The 12,656-nt window shown below is 67.6% G+C and carries 13 protein-coding genes; 8 read left to right on the top strand and 5 right to left on the bottom strand.

Annotation, left to right across the window (positions count from 1 at the left end):
* Positions 1–738 precede the first annotated feature (738 nt).
* Entirely contained in the window at positions 739–1,749 is a 1,011-nt protein-coding gene (gene egtD, locus ABIC90_RS00595) for an L-histidine N(alpha)-methyltransferase (protein WP_354352100.1), read from the bottom strand.
* Positions 1,750–1,751: 2 nt separating this feature from the next.
* On the bottom strand, positions 1,752–3,011 hold the full coding sequence (egtB, locus tag ABIC90_RS00590) for an ergothioneine biosynthesis protein EgtB (protein WP_354352099.1): 1,260 nt from the start codon (positions 3,009–3,011) through the stop codon (positions 1,752–1,754).
* Between the two features lie 154 nt (positions 3,012–3,165).
* Here egtB and ABIC90_RS00585 point away from each other — a divergent pair, with 154 nt between their 5' ends.
* The gene (locus ABIC90_RS00585; RefSeq protein WP_354352098.1) at positions 3,166–4,512 is read left to right on the top strand and encodes an NAD(P)/FAD-dependent oxidoreductase; all 1,347 of its coding nucleotides are present in this window, start codon (positions 3,166–3,168) and stop codon (positions 4,510–4,512) included.
* Between the two features lie 2 nt (positions 4,513–4,514).
* The gene (locus ABIC90_RS00580) at positions 4,515–4,784 is read left to right on the top strand and encodes a hypothetical protein (protein ID WP_354352097.1); all 270 of its coding nucleotides are present in this window, start codon (positions 4,515–4,517) and stop codon (positions 4,782–4,784) included.
* A gap of 50 nt (positions 4,785–4,834) precedes the next feature.
* On the opposite strand, the gene ABIC90_RS00575 is transcribed toward ABIC90_RS00580, so the two are convergent.
* Positions 4,835–5,380 carry a thermonuclease family protein gene (locus ABIC90_RS00575; RefSeq protein ID WP_354352096.1) on the bottom strand — a complete coding sequence of 182 codons (546 nt, stop codon included), beginning with the start codon at positions 5,378–5,380 and terminating at the stop codon, positions 4,835–4,837.
* A gap of 120 nt (positions 5,381–5,500) precedes the next feature.
* Between ABIC90_RS00575 and ABIC90_RS00570 the strand changes: the two genes are divergently transcribed.
* Positions 5,501–5,893 (top strand): tetratricopeptide repeat protein, encoded by a 393-nt coding sequence (locus ABIC90_RS00570; protein ID WP_354352095.1) that lies wholly within the window; start codon positions 5,501–5,503, stop codon positions 5,891–5,893.
* Positions 5,894–5,954: 61 nt separating this feature from the next.
* On the opposite strand, the gene ABIC90_RS00565 is transcribed toward ABIC90_RS00570, so the two are convergent.
* Positions 5,955–7,652 carry a long-chain fatty acid--CoA ligase gene (locus ABIC90_RS00565; protein ID WP_354352094.1) on the bottom strand — a complete coding sequence of 566 codons (1,698 nt, stop codon included), beginning with the start codon at positions 7,650–7,652 and terminating at the stop codon, positions 5,955–5,957.
* A gap of 207 nt (positions 7,653–7,859) precedes the next feature.
* On the opposite strand from ABIC90_RS00565, the gene ABIC90_RS00560 reads away from it, so the two are divergent.
* Together ABIC90_RS00560 and ABIC90_RS00555 are read left to right on the top strand one after the other, a co-directional pair.
* A complete protein-coding gene (locus tag ABIC90_RS00560) occupies positions 7,860–8,300 on the top strand; it encodes an OsmC family protein (RefSeq protein WP_354352093.1) in 441 nt (146 codons plus the stop codon).
* Between the two features lie 41 nt (positions 8,301–8,341).
* A complete protein-coding gene (locus ABIC90_RS00555) occupies positions 8,342–9,319 on the top strand; it encodes a Bug family tripartite tricarboxylate transporter substrate binding protein (RefSeq protein WP_354352092.1) in 978 nt (325 codons plus the stop codon).
* Between the two features lie 13 nt (positions 9,320–9,332).
* On the opposite strand, the gene ABIC90_RS00550 is transcribed toward ABIC90_RS00555, so the two are convergent.
* The gene (locus ABIC90_RS00550; protein WP_354352091.1) at positions 9,333–10,004 is read right to left on the bottom strand and encodes a Crp/Fnr family transcriptional regulator; all 672 of its coding nucleotides are present in this window, start codon (positions 10,002–10,004) and stop codon (positions 9,333–9,335) included.
* 184 nt (positions 10,005–10,188) lie between these two features.
* Between ABIC90_RS00550 and ABIC90_RS00545 the strand changes: the two genes are divergently transcribed.
* The 3 genes from ABIC90_RS00545 to ABIC90_RS00535 all read left to right on the top strand — a co-directional run bounded on the left by ABIC90_RS00545 (position 10,189) and on the right by ABIC90_RS00535 (position 12,647).
* Positions 10,189–10,713 carry an ester cyclase gene (locus tag ABIC90_RS00545; protein ID WP_354352090.1) on the top strand — a complete coding sequence of 175 codons (525 nt, stop codon included), beginning with the start codon at positions 10,189–10,191 and terminating at the stop codon, positions 10,711–10,713.
* The gene (locus tag ABIC90_RS00540; protein ID WP_354352089.1) at positions 10,710–11,477 is read left to right on the top strand and encodes an SDR family NAD(P)-dependent oxidoreductase; all 768 of its coding nucleotides are present in this window, start codon (positions 10,710–10,712) and stop codon (positions 11,475–11,477) included. The genes ABIC90_RS00545 and ABIC90_RS00540 overlap by 4 nt, the downstream gene beginning before the upstream one ends.
* Before the next feature lie 96 nt (positions 11,478–11,573).
* Positions 11,574–12,647, top strand: a complete 1,074-nt coding sequence (locus tag ABIC90_RS00535) for a hypothetical protein (RefSeq protein WP_354352088.1) — start codon at positions 11,574–11,576, stop codon at positions 12,645–12,647.
* The last annotated feature ends 9 nt before the right edge of the window (positions 12,648–12,656 follow it).

Below are 12,656 nucleotides of genomic sequence, written 5' to 3'. Positions count from 1 at the left end.
ACTGTATGAGCCTTGTTTGGGTGTTTGTTTTCCGGGGCCGGGTCTCGGCCCGGCGGCCGACTTACTTTCTTTTGCTTCGCCAAAAGAACGTAAGCAAAGAAAAGGCGACCCTGCTGTCTGCGACCCCTTCGCTGCGCTACGGGGCAACCTGCGGTGCTCGCGTTTCGCGGGGTCTCGCCCAAACTCGCTGCGCTCAGACAAGGGCGAGGCCTGATCCGCGAAACGCTGCGCTCCTCGGCGCATACAGAAGGGCTTTGGGATGCGCCATCGCTGCGCTCGGCTTTCAACACAATTCGGGCCATCGCTGCGCTCGGCTTGCTCCCTCTCCCCTCGGGGAGAGGGTTGGGGTGAGGGTCTGCGGCGTCGCTAATCGAGCGCTCTGCCTGCCCCCATCCCAACCTTCCCCCAGCGGGGGAAGGGGCAAGTCCGGGCTGCCGAGCGAAGCGAAGGCCCGAATGAAACCAGAGGCCGAGCGAAGCAAAGGCCCGTGTGGTCTCCACCCCTCTGGCTGCGCCGAGGAGCGCAGCGGTTCGCGGATCAGGGCTCGCAGCTGTTTGAGCGCAACGAAGTGGAGCGAGTTCTGCGAGACCCCGCGAACCGCGAGCACCGCAGGTTGCCCCGTAGCAACGCGAAGGGGTCGCAGACAGCGGGGTCGCCTTTCTTTTGCCTACTTTTCTTTGGCGAAGCAAAGAAAAGTAGGTCGCCCGCCGGGGCGAGACCCGGCCCCGGAACAACAACCTAGGCAGCCAGCCAATGCACACTAAAAAGCTTCTCAGGATCCGTCCAAACCGCCCCAGGCCGAAACCCAGCACGAACAGCAAGAGCCCGAAGCCCCTCCACAGTGAACTTGTGCGAATACTCCGTGTGAATGGTCTCCCCTTCCGCAAACCCGAAAGTCTCGCCATTCAAGCTCACGCGCTGAGCCCGCCGGCTCACAAGATGCATCTCGATGCGCCGGCAAGGTGCGTTGTAGAACGCCGAGTGCGCAAACCCATCGAGATCGAAGTCCGCATCCAGTTCGGCATTGGCACGCCGCAAGAGGTTCAGGTTGAACTCGGCCGTCACCCCCTGCGCATCGTTGTAAGCCGCATGCAAGCGTCCCGGCTCCTTGACCAGATCGACACCGATCAGCAGCCCTCCGCCGCGCAGCATCCGCGCAGCCAGCTGCAGAAAAGCCAGGGCCTCGTCAGGCTCGAAATTGCCAATGGTCGAGCCCGGAAAGAAACCCACGCGCCGCCCTGCTCCCGCCAAGGGCGCAGGCAGCACCAGAGGCATCGTGTAGTCGGCGGCGATGGGCTGCACGACCAGCGAGGGGTAGTCGGCCTTCAGCCGCTGCGCAGCCGCCTCCAGGTGCTCCCCCGAAATGTCGATGGGCAAATAGCGCTTGGGCGATTCGAGCGCATCGAGCAGAAGCCGCACCTTGGTGAGCGACCCCGCACCGAACTCCACGATCTCCGCATCCGGCCCGACCTGCTCGGCGATTTCGCCGGCGCATTCGCCCAGGATGCGCAGTTCCGTGCGCGTGGGGTAGTACTCGGGCAGGTCGCAGATGCGATCGAACAGCTGCGAGCCGGCCACGTCGTAAAAAAACTTGGGCGAAATGCTGCGCGGCGTGCGCGCAAGGCCCGCCTGCACTTCGCGCCCGAATTCCGACTGCGGCGCGGCCGAGGTCGCGGGTGAGCGTTCCGGCTTCGACGCCTTCGAGGCAACGAACGACGACAACGAAGAAGAAGACGTTGGATTGCGCATGATCAAAGGTCTTTCGCGAGCCGCAGCCCCGAGAATTGCCAGCGTGCCGCCGGCGGAAAGAAGTTGCGATAGCTGGGCCGCGCGTGGCCGGCCGGCGTGGCCACGCTACCGCCGCGCAGCACCAGTTGCCCCACCATGAACTTGCCGTTGTATTCGGCGGCGATGCCGGGCGCCGGCCGGAAGCCCGGGTACGGGTCGTACGACGAACGCGTCCACTGCCAGACATGGCCGGTCATCTGCGCAATGCCGGGCGCATCGAACGCGGCTTCCCATTCGAACTCGGTCGGCAACCGCGCGCCCGCCCATTCGGCATACGCGGCGGCTTCATAAAAACTCAGTTGCGACACCGGCGCTTCGGCCTCCATCGGCCGCACGCCGTGCAGGCCGAACACCTGCCAGCCCGTGGCCTGCGACTGCTGCGAACCCAACCCCAGACGCGGATCGTCTGGCGCGATCCAGTACGCCGGATGGCGCCAGCCATGGGCCTGCACCGCGGCCCAGCCATCCGACAACCAAAGCTCGGCCCGCTGATAGCCGCCGTCCGCAATGAACTGCGCGTAGTCCCCGCAGTTCACCAGCCGGTCGGCAATCGCATACGGCTGCAGCAGGGCCTGGTGGCGCGGCGTCTCGTTGTCGAAAGAAAAGTCCTGCCCCGCATGACCCACGTCGACCAACCCGCCGGGCCGCGAAATCCAGCGCATGGCGGGCGGCACCGCGGCGAGGCGCAACGCAGGGCCGCTCGCCGGCTTGTAGGCCGGCAGCAGCGGGTTGCACGACAGCGCATGCAGGATATCGGTGAGCAGCAGCTCCTGGTGCTGCTGCTCGTGATGGAGGCCGAGCGTGACGATGGCCTCCACCGCTGCCCAGTCCTTCTCTGCAACGCCGCCGTCGAGCAGCGCCACCACGGCCTCGTCGACATGGCGCCGGTACGCATGCACCTCGTCGACCGACGGCCGAGTGAGCAGCCCGCGGTGCGGCCGCGGATGCCGCGGCCCGAGCGCCTCGTAGTACGAATTGAAAAGGTAATGAAAACGCGGATCGAAAGGCCGGTAGCCATCGGCATGCGGCTGCAGGAGCACGGTCTCGAAGAACCAGGTGGTGTGCGCCAGATGCCATTTCGTCGGGCTCGCATCGGGCATCGACTGAATGCACTGGTCTTCGGCGGAGAGCGGGTCGGCAAGTGCCAGGCTCGTGGCGCGCACATCGCGGAACCTGTCGCGCAGTGCGCTCGCCGCCTGTGTGATCGGCCGGGAAAGCGTCATGGGGTCTCCAGTCGGGTCAGCCGCAAGTTGTAGCGCATGCCGGTCGGCACGACCCGTAGGACAAAACGCCGCAGGGCCGCACCCAGAGTTCGGCGGGCAGCCACTGTGGCACAAGATGGCCGGGCGTGCAGGGCGGCTGCGTATCATCCGGCCGATGCAAACGAACACAGCTTCGACCCGGCCCAGGGTCGTCATCGTGGGCTGCGGATTCGGCGGACTCGAGGCCGCCCGCAAGCTGCAGCGCGCCGACGTCGACGTGACGGTGATCGACAAGACCAACCATCACCTGTTCCAGCCCCTGCTCTACCAGGTGGCGACCGCCGGGCTCGCCGCGCCGTCCATCGCGGCGCCGGTGCGCTCACTGTTCCGGCGGCAGCCCAACATCACCACGCTGCTCGGCGAAGTGAGCGCCATCGACCCGGCCCTGCGCACGGTGCAACTGGCCAGCGGCAACAGCGTGCCCTACGACCACCTGATCGTTGCCGCCGGTGCCACGCACAGCTACTTCGGCCACGATGAATGGGCGCCGGTCGCGCCGGGCCTGAAGACGCTGGCCGACGCTTTCGAGATCCGCCGCCGCGTGCTGCTGTCCTTCGAGACCGCCGAGACCACCACCGACCCCGAACGCCGCCGCGCCCTCCTCACCTTCGTGGTGATCGGCGCCGGCCCGACCGGCGTGGAAATGGCCGGCACGCTGGCCGAAATCGCCAAGCACACACTCTCGGGCGAATTCCGCCACATCGACCCCAGCAGTTCGCAGGTGCTGCTGGTCGAAGGCGGTCCGCGGGTGCTGCAGGCCATGCCGGAGTCGCTGAGCCAGAAGGCGCTCGAACAACTGGAAAAGCTGGGCGTCGAGGTGCGGCTGAATGCACGCGTCACCGCCATCGACACCACCGGGCTCGAAGTGCAGACGGGCGGCGGTGCGGACGGTGCGCCGGTCGCGAGCTACCGCATCGACAGCAGTTGCGTGGTGTGGGCCGCGGGTGTCGCGGCGTCTCCGCTGGGACGCATGCTCGGCGGCACGACCGGCGTCGAATGCGACCGCGCGGGCCGCATCAAGGTCGAGCCCGACCTGAGCCTGGCGGGCTACCCGGAGATCAGCGTGGTGGGCGATCTGGCCGCCGCCATGAGCCATGCGCCCGGCAAGCCGCCCAAGCCCGTGCCCGGCGTGTCGCCCGGCGCCAAGCAGATGGGCCGCGCCGCAGCGTCGAACATCCTGCGGCGCATCGCCGGCCAGCCGACGGTGCCCTTCCGCTATGCGGACTACGGCAACCTCGCCACCATCGGCCGCAACTCGGCGGTGGTGGACCTGGGCACGCCCTTCGGCCCGCTGCGCTTCAGCGGCCGGCTCGCGTGGCTGTTCTGGCTGTTCGCGCACGCGTACTTCCTCATCGGGTTCCGCAACCGCATCGTCGTGATGATGGACTGGGCGGGTGCGTACTGGAGCTTCCAGCGCAACGCGCGTGTGGTGGCGGATGTGCAGGGCAAGAGCGAGTCCTGAACGTGGAATCGGGAGCCGCGGCCATGTCGCTGATCTGGTGGATCGCCATTCATGCCATCGAAGCGCTCTTTCTTCTCTGGGTGCTGCGCTGGGGTGGCGCGGAACGGCTCGAAGGCACCTTCGCCTCGGGTCTGGTCAGCAGCTTCGCGCCGCGCTGGACCGCCGAAGGGCTGCGCATGGCGGCGCTGATCCTGCTGGTGTTCTGCGCCATCACCTTCGTCGTCGGCCTGTTCGCGCCCTCGCTGCGGTGCTGGGTTGGCGGTGCCTGCTGAGGAGCGGCCTCCACGTTCGTGCGCACCCGCGAATGCCCCATGGCAAGTGGTCAGAAGAAGAAGCCATCGCTCCAGTGCGATTCGCGCTGGCTCTTGCGCCAGTCCCACGGCGGCACCGGCGTCGCGTCGGCCCACAGGCCCAGCCGCTGCGAGCGCGCGCTGTCCTGCAGCCTGAACAATCCGCCGCCGCGCCGGGTTGCGATCTTCTTGTAGTCGTACACCCAGGCCCAGCCCTCGGACACCATGCGACTGCCCGCGTCCTGGCCGTGGCATGACACGTCCGCCACGGTGCGGCCATAGCGGTCGGTGTCACGCTCGGTGATGAGCGCCTTCTCGGCGTAGCACAGGCGGCTCAGGGCCTGGCGGCTGCGCTGGCCGTAGGGCTGCTTTCGTTCGGGCGCGTCGATGGCGGCAATGCGCACCTTGACCTGCTCATACGCACCGATGCGGCCGCAGCGCGCGGTAAGCGTGTCGCCGTCGGTCACGCCGACGATGAGGCAGTTGCGGGGAGCGGCCTGGGCCGGCACGGAAAAGGCCAGAAGAGGAACAGCCAGAAGAGGCCAGGCCAGCAGGCCGGGGAGCGCGCGAAAGTGCATGAAGGAAGCGGGAAAGAGCGGCAAGGCCGCGCAGAATGGGTGACCACCGCGAGGCTACGTGATCCCCGCACCCGCCCCGACCGGCACACAGATTTTTTCTTTCTCGAAGGACCGCGAACCATGCAGGCCCCCACCAACGACGACTGGTTCATCGCCGCGAACGACGCCTGGGATGCTGGTGCGCTGCGCAAGGCGCTCTCGCTGTTCCTGAAGGCCGCGGCGGCGGGCGACATCCATGCGTTCAACAGCATCGGCTACTTCCTGGACCACGGCATCGGGGTGAAGAAGAATCCCGACGCTGCGCGCGACTGGTACCGCAAGGCCGCCAAGCGCGGCGACATCGCAGGGTGCTCGAACCTCGCGGTCTGCTACCGCGACGAAGGCGACCTGCGTTGGGCCCGGTACTGGCTGGAGCGCGCCCATGCGCTCGGCGACGAGGATGCGGCCGGTGAGCTGAAGAAGCTGGGACGCACGCAGCCCGAGAAACCGAACAGGCCTGCCCGGGCCAAGTGAGCACTGTGCCTGCGCCGCGGTTCCCGAGGCGCGGCAATCCGGGGCCGAAGCCCCGGGGCCCTTACTTCACTGCGTTCTCGTCTTCCTGAAGGAACCGCCACATCACCTTGCCGCTGCCGCTCTTGGGCAGCGCATCCACGAACTGCACCTTGCGCGGAATCTTGTAGACCGCCATGTTCTCGCGGCACCAGTCGATGATTTCCTGCTCGGTGGTGTCCTTGTGCGTGGCGCGCAGCACCACCACGGCCTTGACCGATTCACCGCGGTACTCGTCCTTGGTCGAGATGACGCAGGCCTCCTGGATCGCGGGGTGGCGGAACATCAGCAGTTCCACCTCGGCCGGCCACACCTTGAAGCCGCTCGCGTTGATCATGCGTTTCAGGCGGTCGGTGATGAAGAAGTAGCCGTCCTCGTCCATGCGGCCCATGTCGCCCGAGCGGAAGAAGCGCTTGCCCTCGAACTCGACGAAGGCGGCGGCCGTGGCATCGGGGCGCTTCCAGTAGCCCTGGAACACCTCGGGGCCGTGGATGATGATCTCGCCCGATTCGCCGACCGGCAACTCGACCAGCGTGTCGGGATCGACCACCCGGGCGTCGGTGCTCATGAACGGAATGCCCAGGCACTGCTGCTTGGGGTTGTCCGAGGGGTTGGTGTGCGAAGGCGCGGCGGTCTCGGTGAGGCCGTAGCCCTCCTGGTACTTCAGGCCGTACTGCTCCAGCAGGCGCTGCGCCACGGCCTGCGGCATGGCCGCGCCGCCGCCGCCGATGTAGCTCATGCTCGACAGGTCGTAGCTGGCGAAGTTGGGGCTGGCCATGAGGTCGATGACCATGGTCGGAATGTTGGTCCAGCTGGTCACCTTCCAGCGCGAGATCAGCCGGCCCGCCACGTCGCGGTCCCAGCGCGGCATGATGACCAGCGTGGCCGCCGCCAGGATGGCGGTGTGCATCATGCTCACCACGCCGGTGATGTGGAACATGGGCACCACGGCCAGCACCACGGCCTCCGATGTCGCCTGGCTCCAGAGCACGCCCGACACCGCGTTGTGCATCAGGCTCGAATGGTGGTGCACACAGCCCTTGGGCAGGCCGGTGGTGCCGCTGGTGTAGGGCAGCAACGCCATGTCGTTGGCGCCCACCACGTGCGCGGGGGCCGGGTGGCCGGCTGCCAGCGCATCGGTCCACGCCATCACCTGGCCGCCGGCGAGCGCGGGCAGCGGATGCCGGGTGGTAAGCCAGGCGCTCCATGCCGGGGCCGGTGCGTCGTCGCCGGCGATGTCGGCATCGAAGGCATCGGTGAACTGGGTCACGACCATGTGCGCGAGCTGCTGTGCGGCCGGCAGCGCGTCGCTGGCCTTGGCCAATTCGCCGGCCAGGTCGCCGGTGGTGAGCGCCACCTTGGCGTCGGGGTCGACGATGTAGTGCTTGAGCTCCTCTGCCCGGTTCATCGGGTTGACCGGCACCACCACCGCATTGGCCCGCAGGATCGCGAAATGCGCGATCACCAGTTGCGGGCAGTTCTGCATGTTCAGGATCACGCGGTCGCCGCGCTGCACGCCCAGCGCATGCAGGGTGCCGGCCAGCCGCTCGACCTGGTCGGCGAGCTCGCGGTAGCTCATCACGCGGCCGAAGAACACCAGCGCCGACTTGTCCGGGTATCGGGCCGCCGAAGTGGCGAGGTTGTGCCACAGCGAGGTGGCGGGCACGGTGATCGAATGCGGAAGGCGTTTGGGCCAGAACTTGAAATGCGGGCGTTGTTGCATGGTGAGAGCGGATGAAACGACAGCCCGCAGCCTAAGCCGCCCCGGCCGCGCCTCCCATCGGGGAAGCCCCCGGAGCGTCACCTTGGCGACGCCCATTTTTCTCATACCGCACACCGTATGCACATGCGCCGTGCGACTACAGACACGGGCGGCCTTCCGCGCGATACCTGAGGGTCTTTTCACCCCACCGCAGACGAAGGAACCACCATGGCAGCAGACAAGCACGCAAGCGTTCACTGGGAAGGCGCCGGCAAAACCGGCAAGGGCCAGGTCAGCACCGAGACCGGCGCCCTCAAGGACTACCCCTACGGCTTCGCCAGCCGCTTCGAGGACGACAGGCGCGGCACCAACCCCGAGGAAATCGTCGGCGCGGCCCATGCGGCCTGCCTGACGATGGCCTTTGCGTTCGCGCTCGAAAAAGAAGGCCTCACGGCCACCCGCATCGACACCAAGGCCGCCGTGCGGCTGGCCAAGGACGGCGACGGCTTCAAGATCGACCGCATCCAGCTCGAACTGGATGCCGCGGTGCCCGACCTCGACGAAGCGAAGTTCCAGCAGATCGCGGCCGCCGCCAAGGCCGGCTGCCCGCTGTCGAAGGCGCTCGCGAGCGTGCCCGAGATCACGCTGAAGGCCACGCTGGCGAGCTGAACGCGCTGCTTATGATCCTCTCCACAACAAGGAGACGGATCATGAACAAGCCCACCCGGACCGCACTCGCGGCCCTTTCTTTCGCCCTCGGCGCATTCGGCACCACGGCGGCCATCGCCGCCTACCCCGACAAGCCGATCAAGGTGGTCATCGGCTTCCCGGCCGGCGGCCCGCTCGACCAGCATGCGCGCCTGCTCACCGACAAGCTGCAGGCCGTGCTCGGCCAGCCGCTGATCGTCGACTACAAGCCCGGCGCGGGCGGCTCCGTGGGCGCCGACGCGGTCGCCAAGAGCCCGGCAGACGGCTACACCCTGATGCTGGCCAACACCGGCGTGGCGGTCATCAACGGCGCCCTCTACACCAGGCTGCCCTACAACACGCAGCGCGACTTCGTGCCCATCGCGCGCACCGCCATGCAGCCGCTGGCCCTGCTGGTCACGCCCAAGCTGCCGGTGCAGAACCTGAAGCAGTTCGTCGACTACGCCAAGGCCCGGCCGGGCCAGGTCAACTACGGCTCGGCGGGCAACGGCGGCATCAGCCACCTGGTGCCCGAGATGTTCAAGACCGCCACCGGCATCTTCATGGTGCACATCCCCTACCGCGGCAGCGCGCCGGCCTTCACCGACCTGATGGGCGGGCAGGTGCAGTTCATGGCCGAGTCGATTCCGCAGGCGGCCAACTATCACAAGCAGGGCAAGGTGCGCGCGCTGGCCGTGACCAGCCGCGAGCGCAACCCCGCCCTGCCCGACGTGCCGACGGTCATCGAATCGGGCGTCAAGGGCTTCGAGGTGGTGGGCTTCTACGGTTTTCTCGCACCGAAGGACACGCCCAAGGACGTGGTCGCCAAGCTCAGCGATGCGTTCAGGCAGGTGCTGACCAGCCCCGAGGTGCGCGAGCGCATGGTGAGCCAGGGCGCGGACCCGGCCTATCTGGGCAGCGAAGACTTCGCGCGCTTTCTTGCGACGGAAACGCCGCGCTGGGACAAGGCGGTGAAGGCGTCGGGCGCGCGGATGGATTGAGACCTTCCGGCGTTCAGCGCGGCGTGGCCGCATGCCGCTCCAGCTGTTCGCGACGCAGGAGCTCGATGCTGCGGTAGCCCACGCGCAGCGTGCCGTCTTCCTCCCACAGCTTCAACTGCCGGTTCACGCTCTGGCGGGACACGCCAAGCATGAACGACAGGTCTTCCTGCGAGACGCCCAGCAGCGTGCTGCCGCTCGCATCGCCCGGCACGGCGGCCCGCACATCCAGCGTCAGCAGCCGGTGCGCGAGCCGCACGGGGAGCGGCATCAGGATCACGTCGTCGATCCAGGCCAGCGCCTGCCGCAGCCGCAGGCACACCAGCCGCGTGAAGGCCATGTGCACATCGGGGTGCTCGGCGATCAGCCGGTGGAAGTCGGCCGCGGCCACCACGGCCATCTCGGTCGCATCGACCGCGAAGGTGTCGTAGACGCGCTCGCGCCCCACCAGCAGCGAGACCTCGCCGAACCAGTGCCCCGGCTCGAGCATCGCGATCACCGCTTCGCGCCCGCCCGGCGCGACCACGCTCACGCGCAGCGATCCACTCACCACGCCGAACAGCGCGTCGGGCGACGAGCCCTTGTGGAACAGCGACTCGCCGCGCGCCAGAGTGCGCCGGTGTGCCACCGCGAGCAGCCGCTGCTGCACGTCTTCGGCCAGCCGCATGTCGCTGGCTTGCGGCGGCATGGATGCCGCTTCGGTTGCGGCTGGGCTGGGTAGGCGGGCGCTGCTGGGCATCGGGGGTTTGTCCGGGGTGGCGAATGCCAACAACGGACAGTCTTGGTGCAAGGGGGTGCCGATAGTACGCAGCGAGCCCGGATTGCCGCAATCGCGGCAACCCGATGTCTGCTGTCACATGGAGCACACCCCGATGAAAAACCAGACCGAACAAACTGAACAGACCGCACTTCAGGCCCACCGCGAGCGCCTGGTGCTCGACCATTTCGCCGACGAAACCCGACAGGACTTCGACGCGGTGCTCGGCACCTTTCCGCACCCGCACTACGAGCTGATTCCCAGCGGCGAAGTGCATGACGGCACCGACGACGTGCGCCGGTACTACGCCGAATCGCGCCGCGCCTTCCCCGACCAGCGGCACGAGATCATCCAGCTGCGGCACGCCCACGATTCGGTGATCGTCGAGTTCTGGCTGCTGGGCACGCACCGCGGCCCGCTCAAGGGCATTCCGCCTACGGGCAACGCCTTCCGCTGCCGCATGAACGCCTTCTTCATCTTCGAGGGCGAACGGCTGGTGTGCGAACGCGTGTACTTCGACACGCTGACGATGCTGCGGCAATTGCTGGTCGGCGTGCCTCCCGAGATGGTCGGCGCGCTGGTCGCCGGGCTGCTCGGCCAGCCCGCCGCAACGCCCGAGGCCGAGGCCGCCGTCGCATGACCACCGCGCGGCCGCTCGAAGGCCGCCACGCCGTCGTGACGGGCGGCGCGCGCGGCATCGGCCTCGCCATTGCGCAGCGCTACATCGCGAGCGGTGCGAGCGTGACGTTGTGGGATGTGGAAGCTGCATCGCTGGCAGAGGCAGTGCGGCAACTCGCCGCGCTGGGCACCGTGGTCTCGGCACTCGTCGACGTGCGCGACGAAGACCAGATCGCACGCGCGGCCTCTGAGGCGCAGGAGAACTTCGGCGGCATCGACATCCTCGTCAACAACGCCGGCGTGCTCGGCCCGACGGTGCTCGCGTGGGAACACACGCCCGCGCAGTGGCGCAACGTACTCGACACCAACCTCACCGGCGCATGGCTGTGCTGCCGCGCCATCGTGCCGATGATGCTGACGCGGCAACGTGGCCGCATCGTCAACATCGCCTCGGTCGCGGGCAAGGAGGGCAACGGGTTCAACGCCGCGTACTCGGCCTCCAAGGCGGGGCTGATCGCATTGACCAAGTCGCTGGGCAAGGAGCTCGCGTCGTCCGGGGTGCTGGTGAACAGCATCACGCCGTCGGCGGCCGATACGGCGGTGTTCGCAGATATTCCCGCCGAGCATCGCGAACAGCTGCGCACCGCCCTGCTTGCGCGGGTGCCGATGGGGCGCTTCGTCGAGGTCGAAGAAGTGGCTGCGATGGCTGCCTGGCTGGCTTCGGATGACTGTTCTTTCAGTACCGGGGCGGTGTTCGATATCTCGGGCGGGAGGTCCATGTACTGATCTTTTTTCAGGGCGCATGCACAGGCCGCCGGGTACTGGGCGATCGACCAACCTGCATCGAATCGAAAAACAAGTCCTCATTTCCAGGAGACGACCATGATCCGAGACCCCGACCCCACGGGCTTCGCACAGCTGACGCAATTCGACGGTGCGCGCAGCGCCGCGATGCCGCAAGACCGCCTGCGCGCCATCCGCCATGGTGCAGAGGCCCTCCGCGAGCAATTGCTCGACGCGCCGCCGGTGCGCTTTGCGCGCAGCTTCAACCTGCTGCGCATTCCGTACCCCGCGTGGTTCGCCTTCACCGGCGTGTATTCGCAGCAGTTGCTCAAGCCGCACATGGTCCACCTGCTGGCGCGCACCGTGCTGATCCAGTACGACGACTTCGAAGGGAGCCTCCGCACGCTGCTCTTCACGCCGGCCGACTTCGAGGCGGGCAATGAAACGCCCTACTTCAAGCGCCTGAGCGACCAGACGCCCAGGTTCCTGCACAAAGCGATTGCCCCGGTCTACCAGACCGTGCCGCAGGCGCTGGCGAGCTGCGGGGTGGCGCCTGAACAGATCGACTACATCACCTACGACCACCTGCACACGCAGGACGTGCGCCGTTGGCTGGGCAGCGCGGATGCGCCTGGCCTGCTGCCGAACGCGAAGCTGCTCGTGCACCGGCAGGAACTCGCGAACCTGCAGGGACTGCTGCCGGTGCAGGCCGAGTGGTACTGCCCGCATGGCCTTGACGGCGTTCCGGCCGAACGCATCGTCGGCTTCGAGGGGAGCATCCAGCTCGGCCCCGGACTCGCACTGGTGCACACGCCGGGCCACACCGAAGGCAACCACTCGCTGGTCTATCGCGCCGGCGACGGGCTGCGTGTGAGCAGCGAGAACGGCGTGGCGGCCGACAGCTGGGCGCCGCTGCAGTCGCGCCACAACGGCATCCGCCGCTATGCGAAGGCGACGGGCGCGGAGGTGATCCTGAACGGCAACACGCAGGAGAGCAGCAACGACCAGTACCTGTCGATGGTGCTGGAGAAGACGCTGGCGGGCGTTTCGGCATCGCACGGGTTCAGCAACGTCGTGCCGTCGAGCGAATGCTCGCCGCACTGGCTGTTCCCGGGCGCGCCGACCAGTCACCTCTGGGGCGAGACGAGCTTCGGCGCGCTGGCCCGGCCCTGAGAAGAAAAA

It is taken from the genome of Variovorax boronicumulans, assembly GCF_040544675.1.
Classification (GTDB): Bacteria; Pseudomonadota; Gammaproteobacteria; order Burkholderiales; family Burkholderiaceae_C; genus Variovorax; species Variovorax boronicumulans_D.
Note: the sequence above shows the minus strand (reverse complement) of the source record. Positions and strands in the feature narration are given on the sequence as shown.

Excerpts from the sequence above, each read along its gene's own strand:
- egtB (WP_354352099.1), bottom strand. The coding sequence starts at position 3,011 with ATGACGCTTTCCCGGCCGATCACACAGGCGGCGAGCGCACTGCGCGAC.
- ABIC90_RS00545 (WP_354352090.1), top strand. The coding sequence starts at position 10,189 with ATGAAAAACCAGACCGAACAAACTGAACAGACCGCACTTCAGGCCCAC.
- ABIC90_RS00565 (WP_354352094.1), bottom strand. The coding sequence starts at position 7,652 with ATGCAACAACGCCCGCATTTCAAGTTCTGGCCCAAACGCCTTCCGCAT.
- ABIC90_RS00560 (WP_354352093.1), top strand. The coding sequence starts at position 7,860 with ATGGCAGCAGACAAGCACGCAAGCGTTCACTGGGAAGGCGCCGGCAAA.
- ABIC90_RS00550 (WP_354352091.1), bottom strand. The coding sequence starts at position 10,004 with ATGCCGCCGCAAGCCAGCGACATGCGGCTGGCCGAAGACGTGCAGCAG.
- ABIC90_RS00570 (WP_354352095.1), top strand. The coding sequence starts at position 5,501 with ATGCAGGCCCCCACCAACGACGACTGGTTCATCGCCGCGAACGACGCC.
- ABIC90_RS00575 (WP_354352096.1), bottom strand. The coding sequence starts at position 5,380 with ATGCACTTTCGCGCGCTCCCCGGCCTGCTGGCCTGGCCTCTTCTGGCT.
- ABIC90_RS00540 (WP_354352089.1), top strand. The coding sequence starts at position 10,710 with ATGACCACCGCGCGGCCGCTCGAAGGCCGCCACGCCGTCGTGACGGGC.
- ABIC90_RS00585 (WP_354352098.1), top strand. The coding sequence starts at position 3,166 with ATGCAAACGAACACAGCTTCGACCCGGCCCAGGGTCGTCATCGTGGGC.
- ABIC90_RS00555 (WP_354352092.1), top strand. The coding sequence starts at position 8,342 with ATGAACAAGCCCACCCGGACCGCACTCGCGGCCCTTTCTTTCGCCCTC.
- egtD (WP_354352100.1), bottom strand. The coding sequence starts at position 1,749 with ATGCGCAATCCAACGTCTTCTTCTTCGTTGTCGTCGTTCGTTGCCTCG.
- ABIC90_RS00535 (WP_354352088.1), top strand. The coding sequence starts at position 11,574 with ATGATCCGAGACCCCGACCCCACGGGCTTCGCACAGCTGACGCAATTC.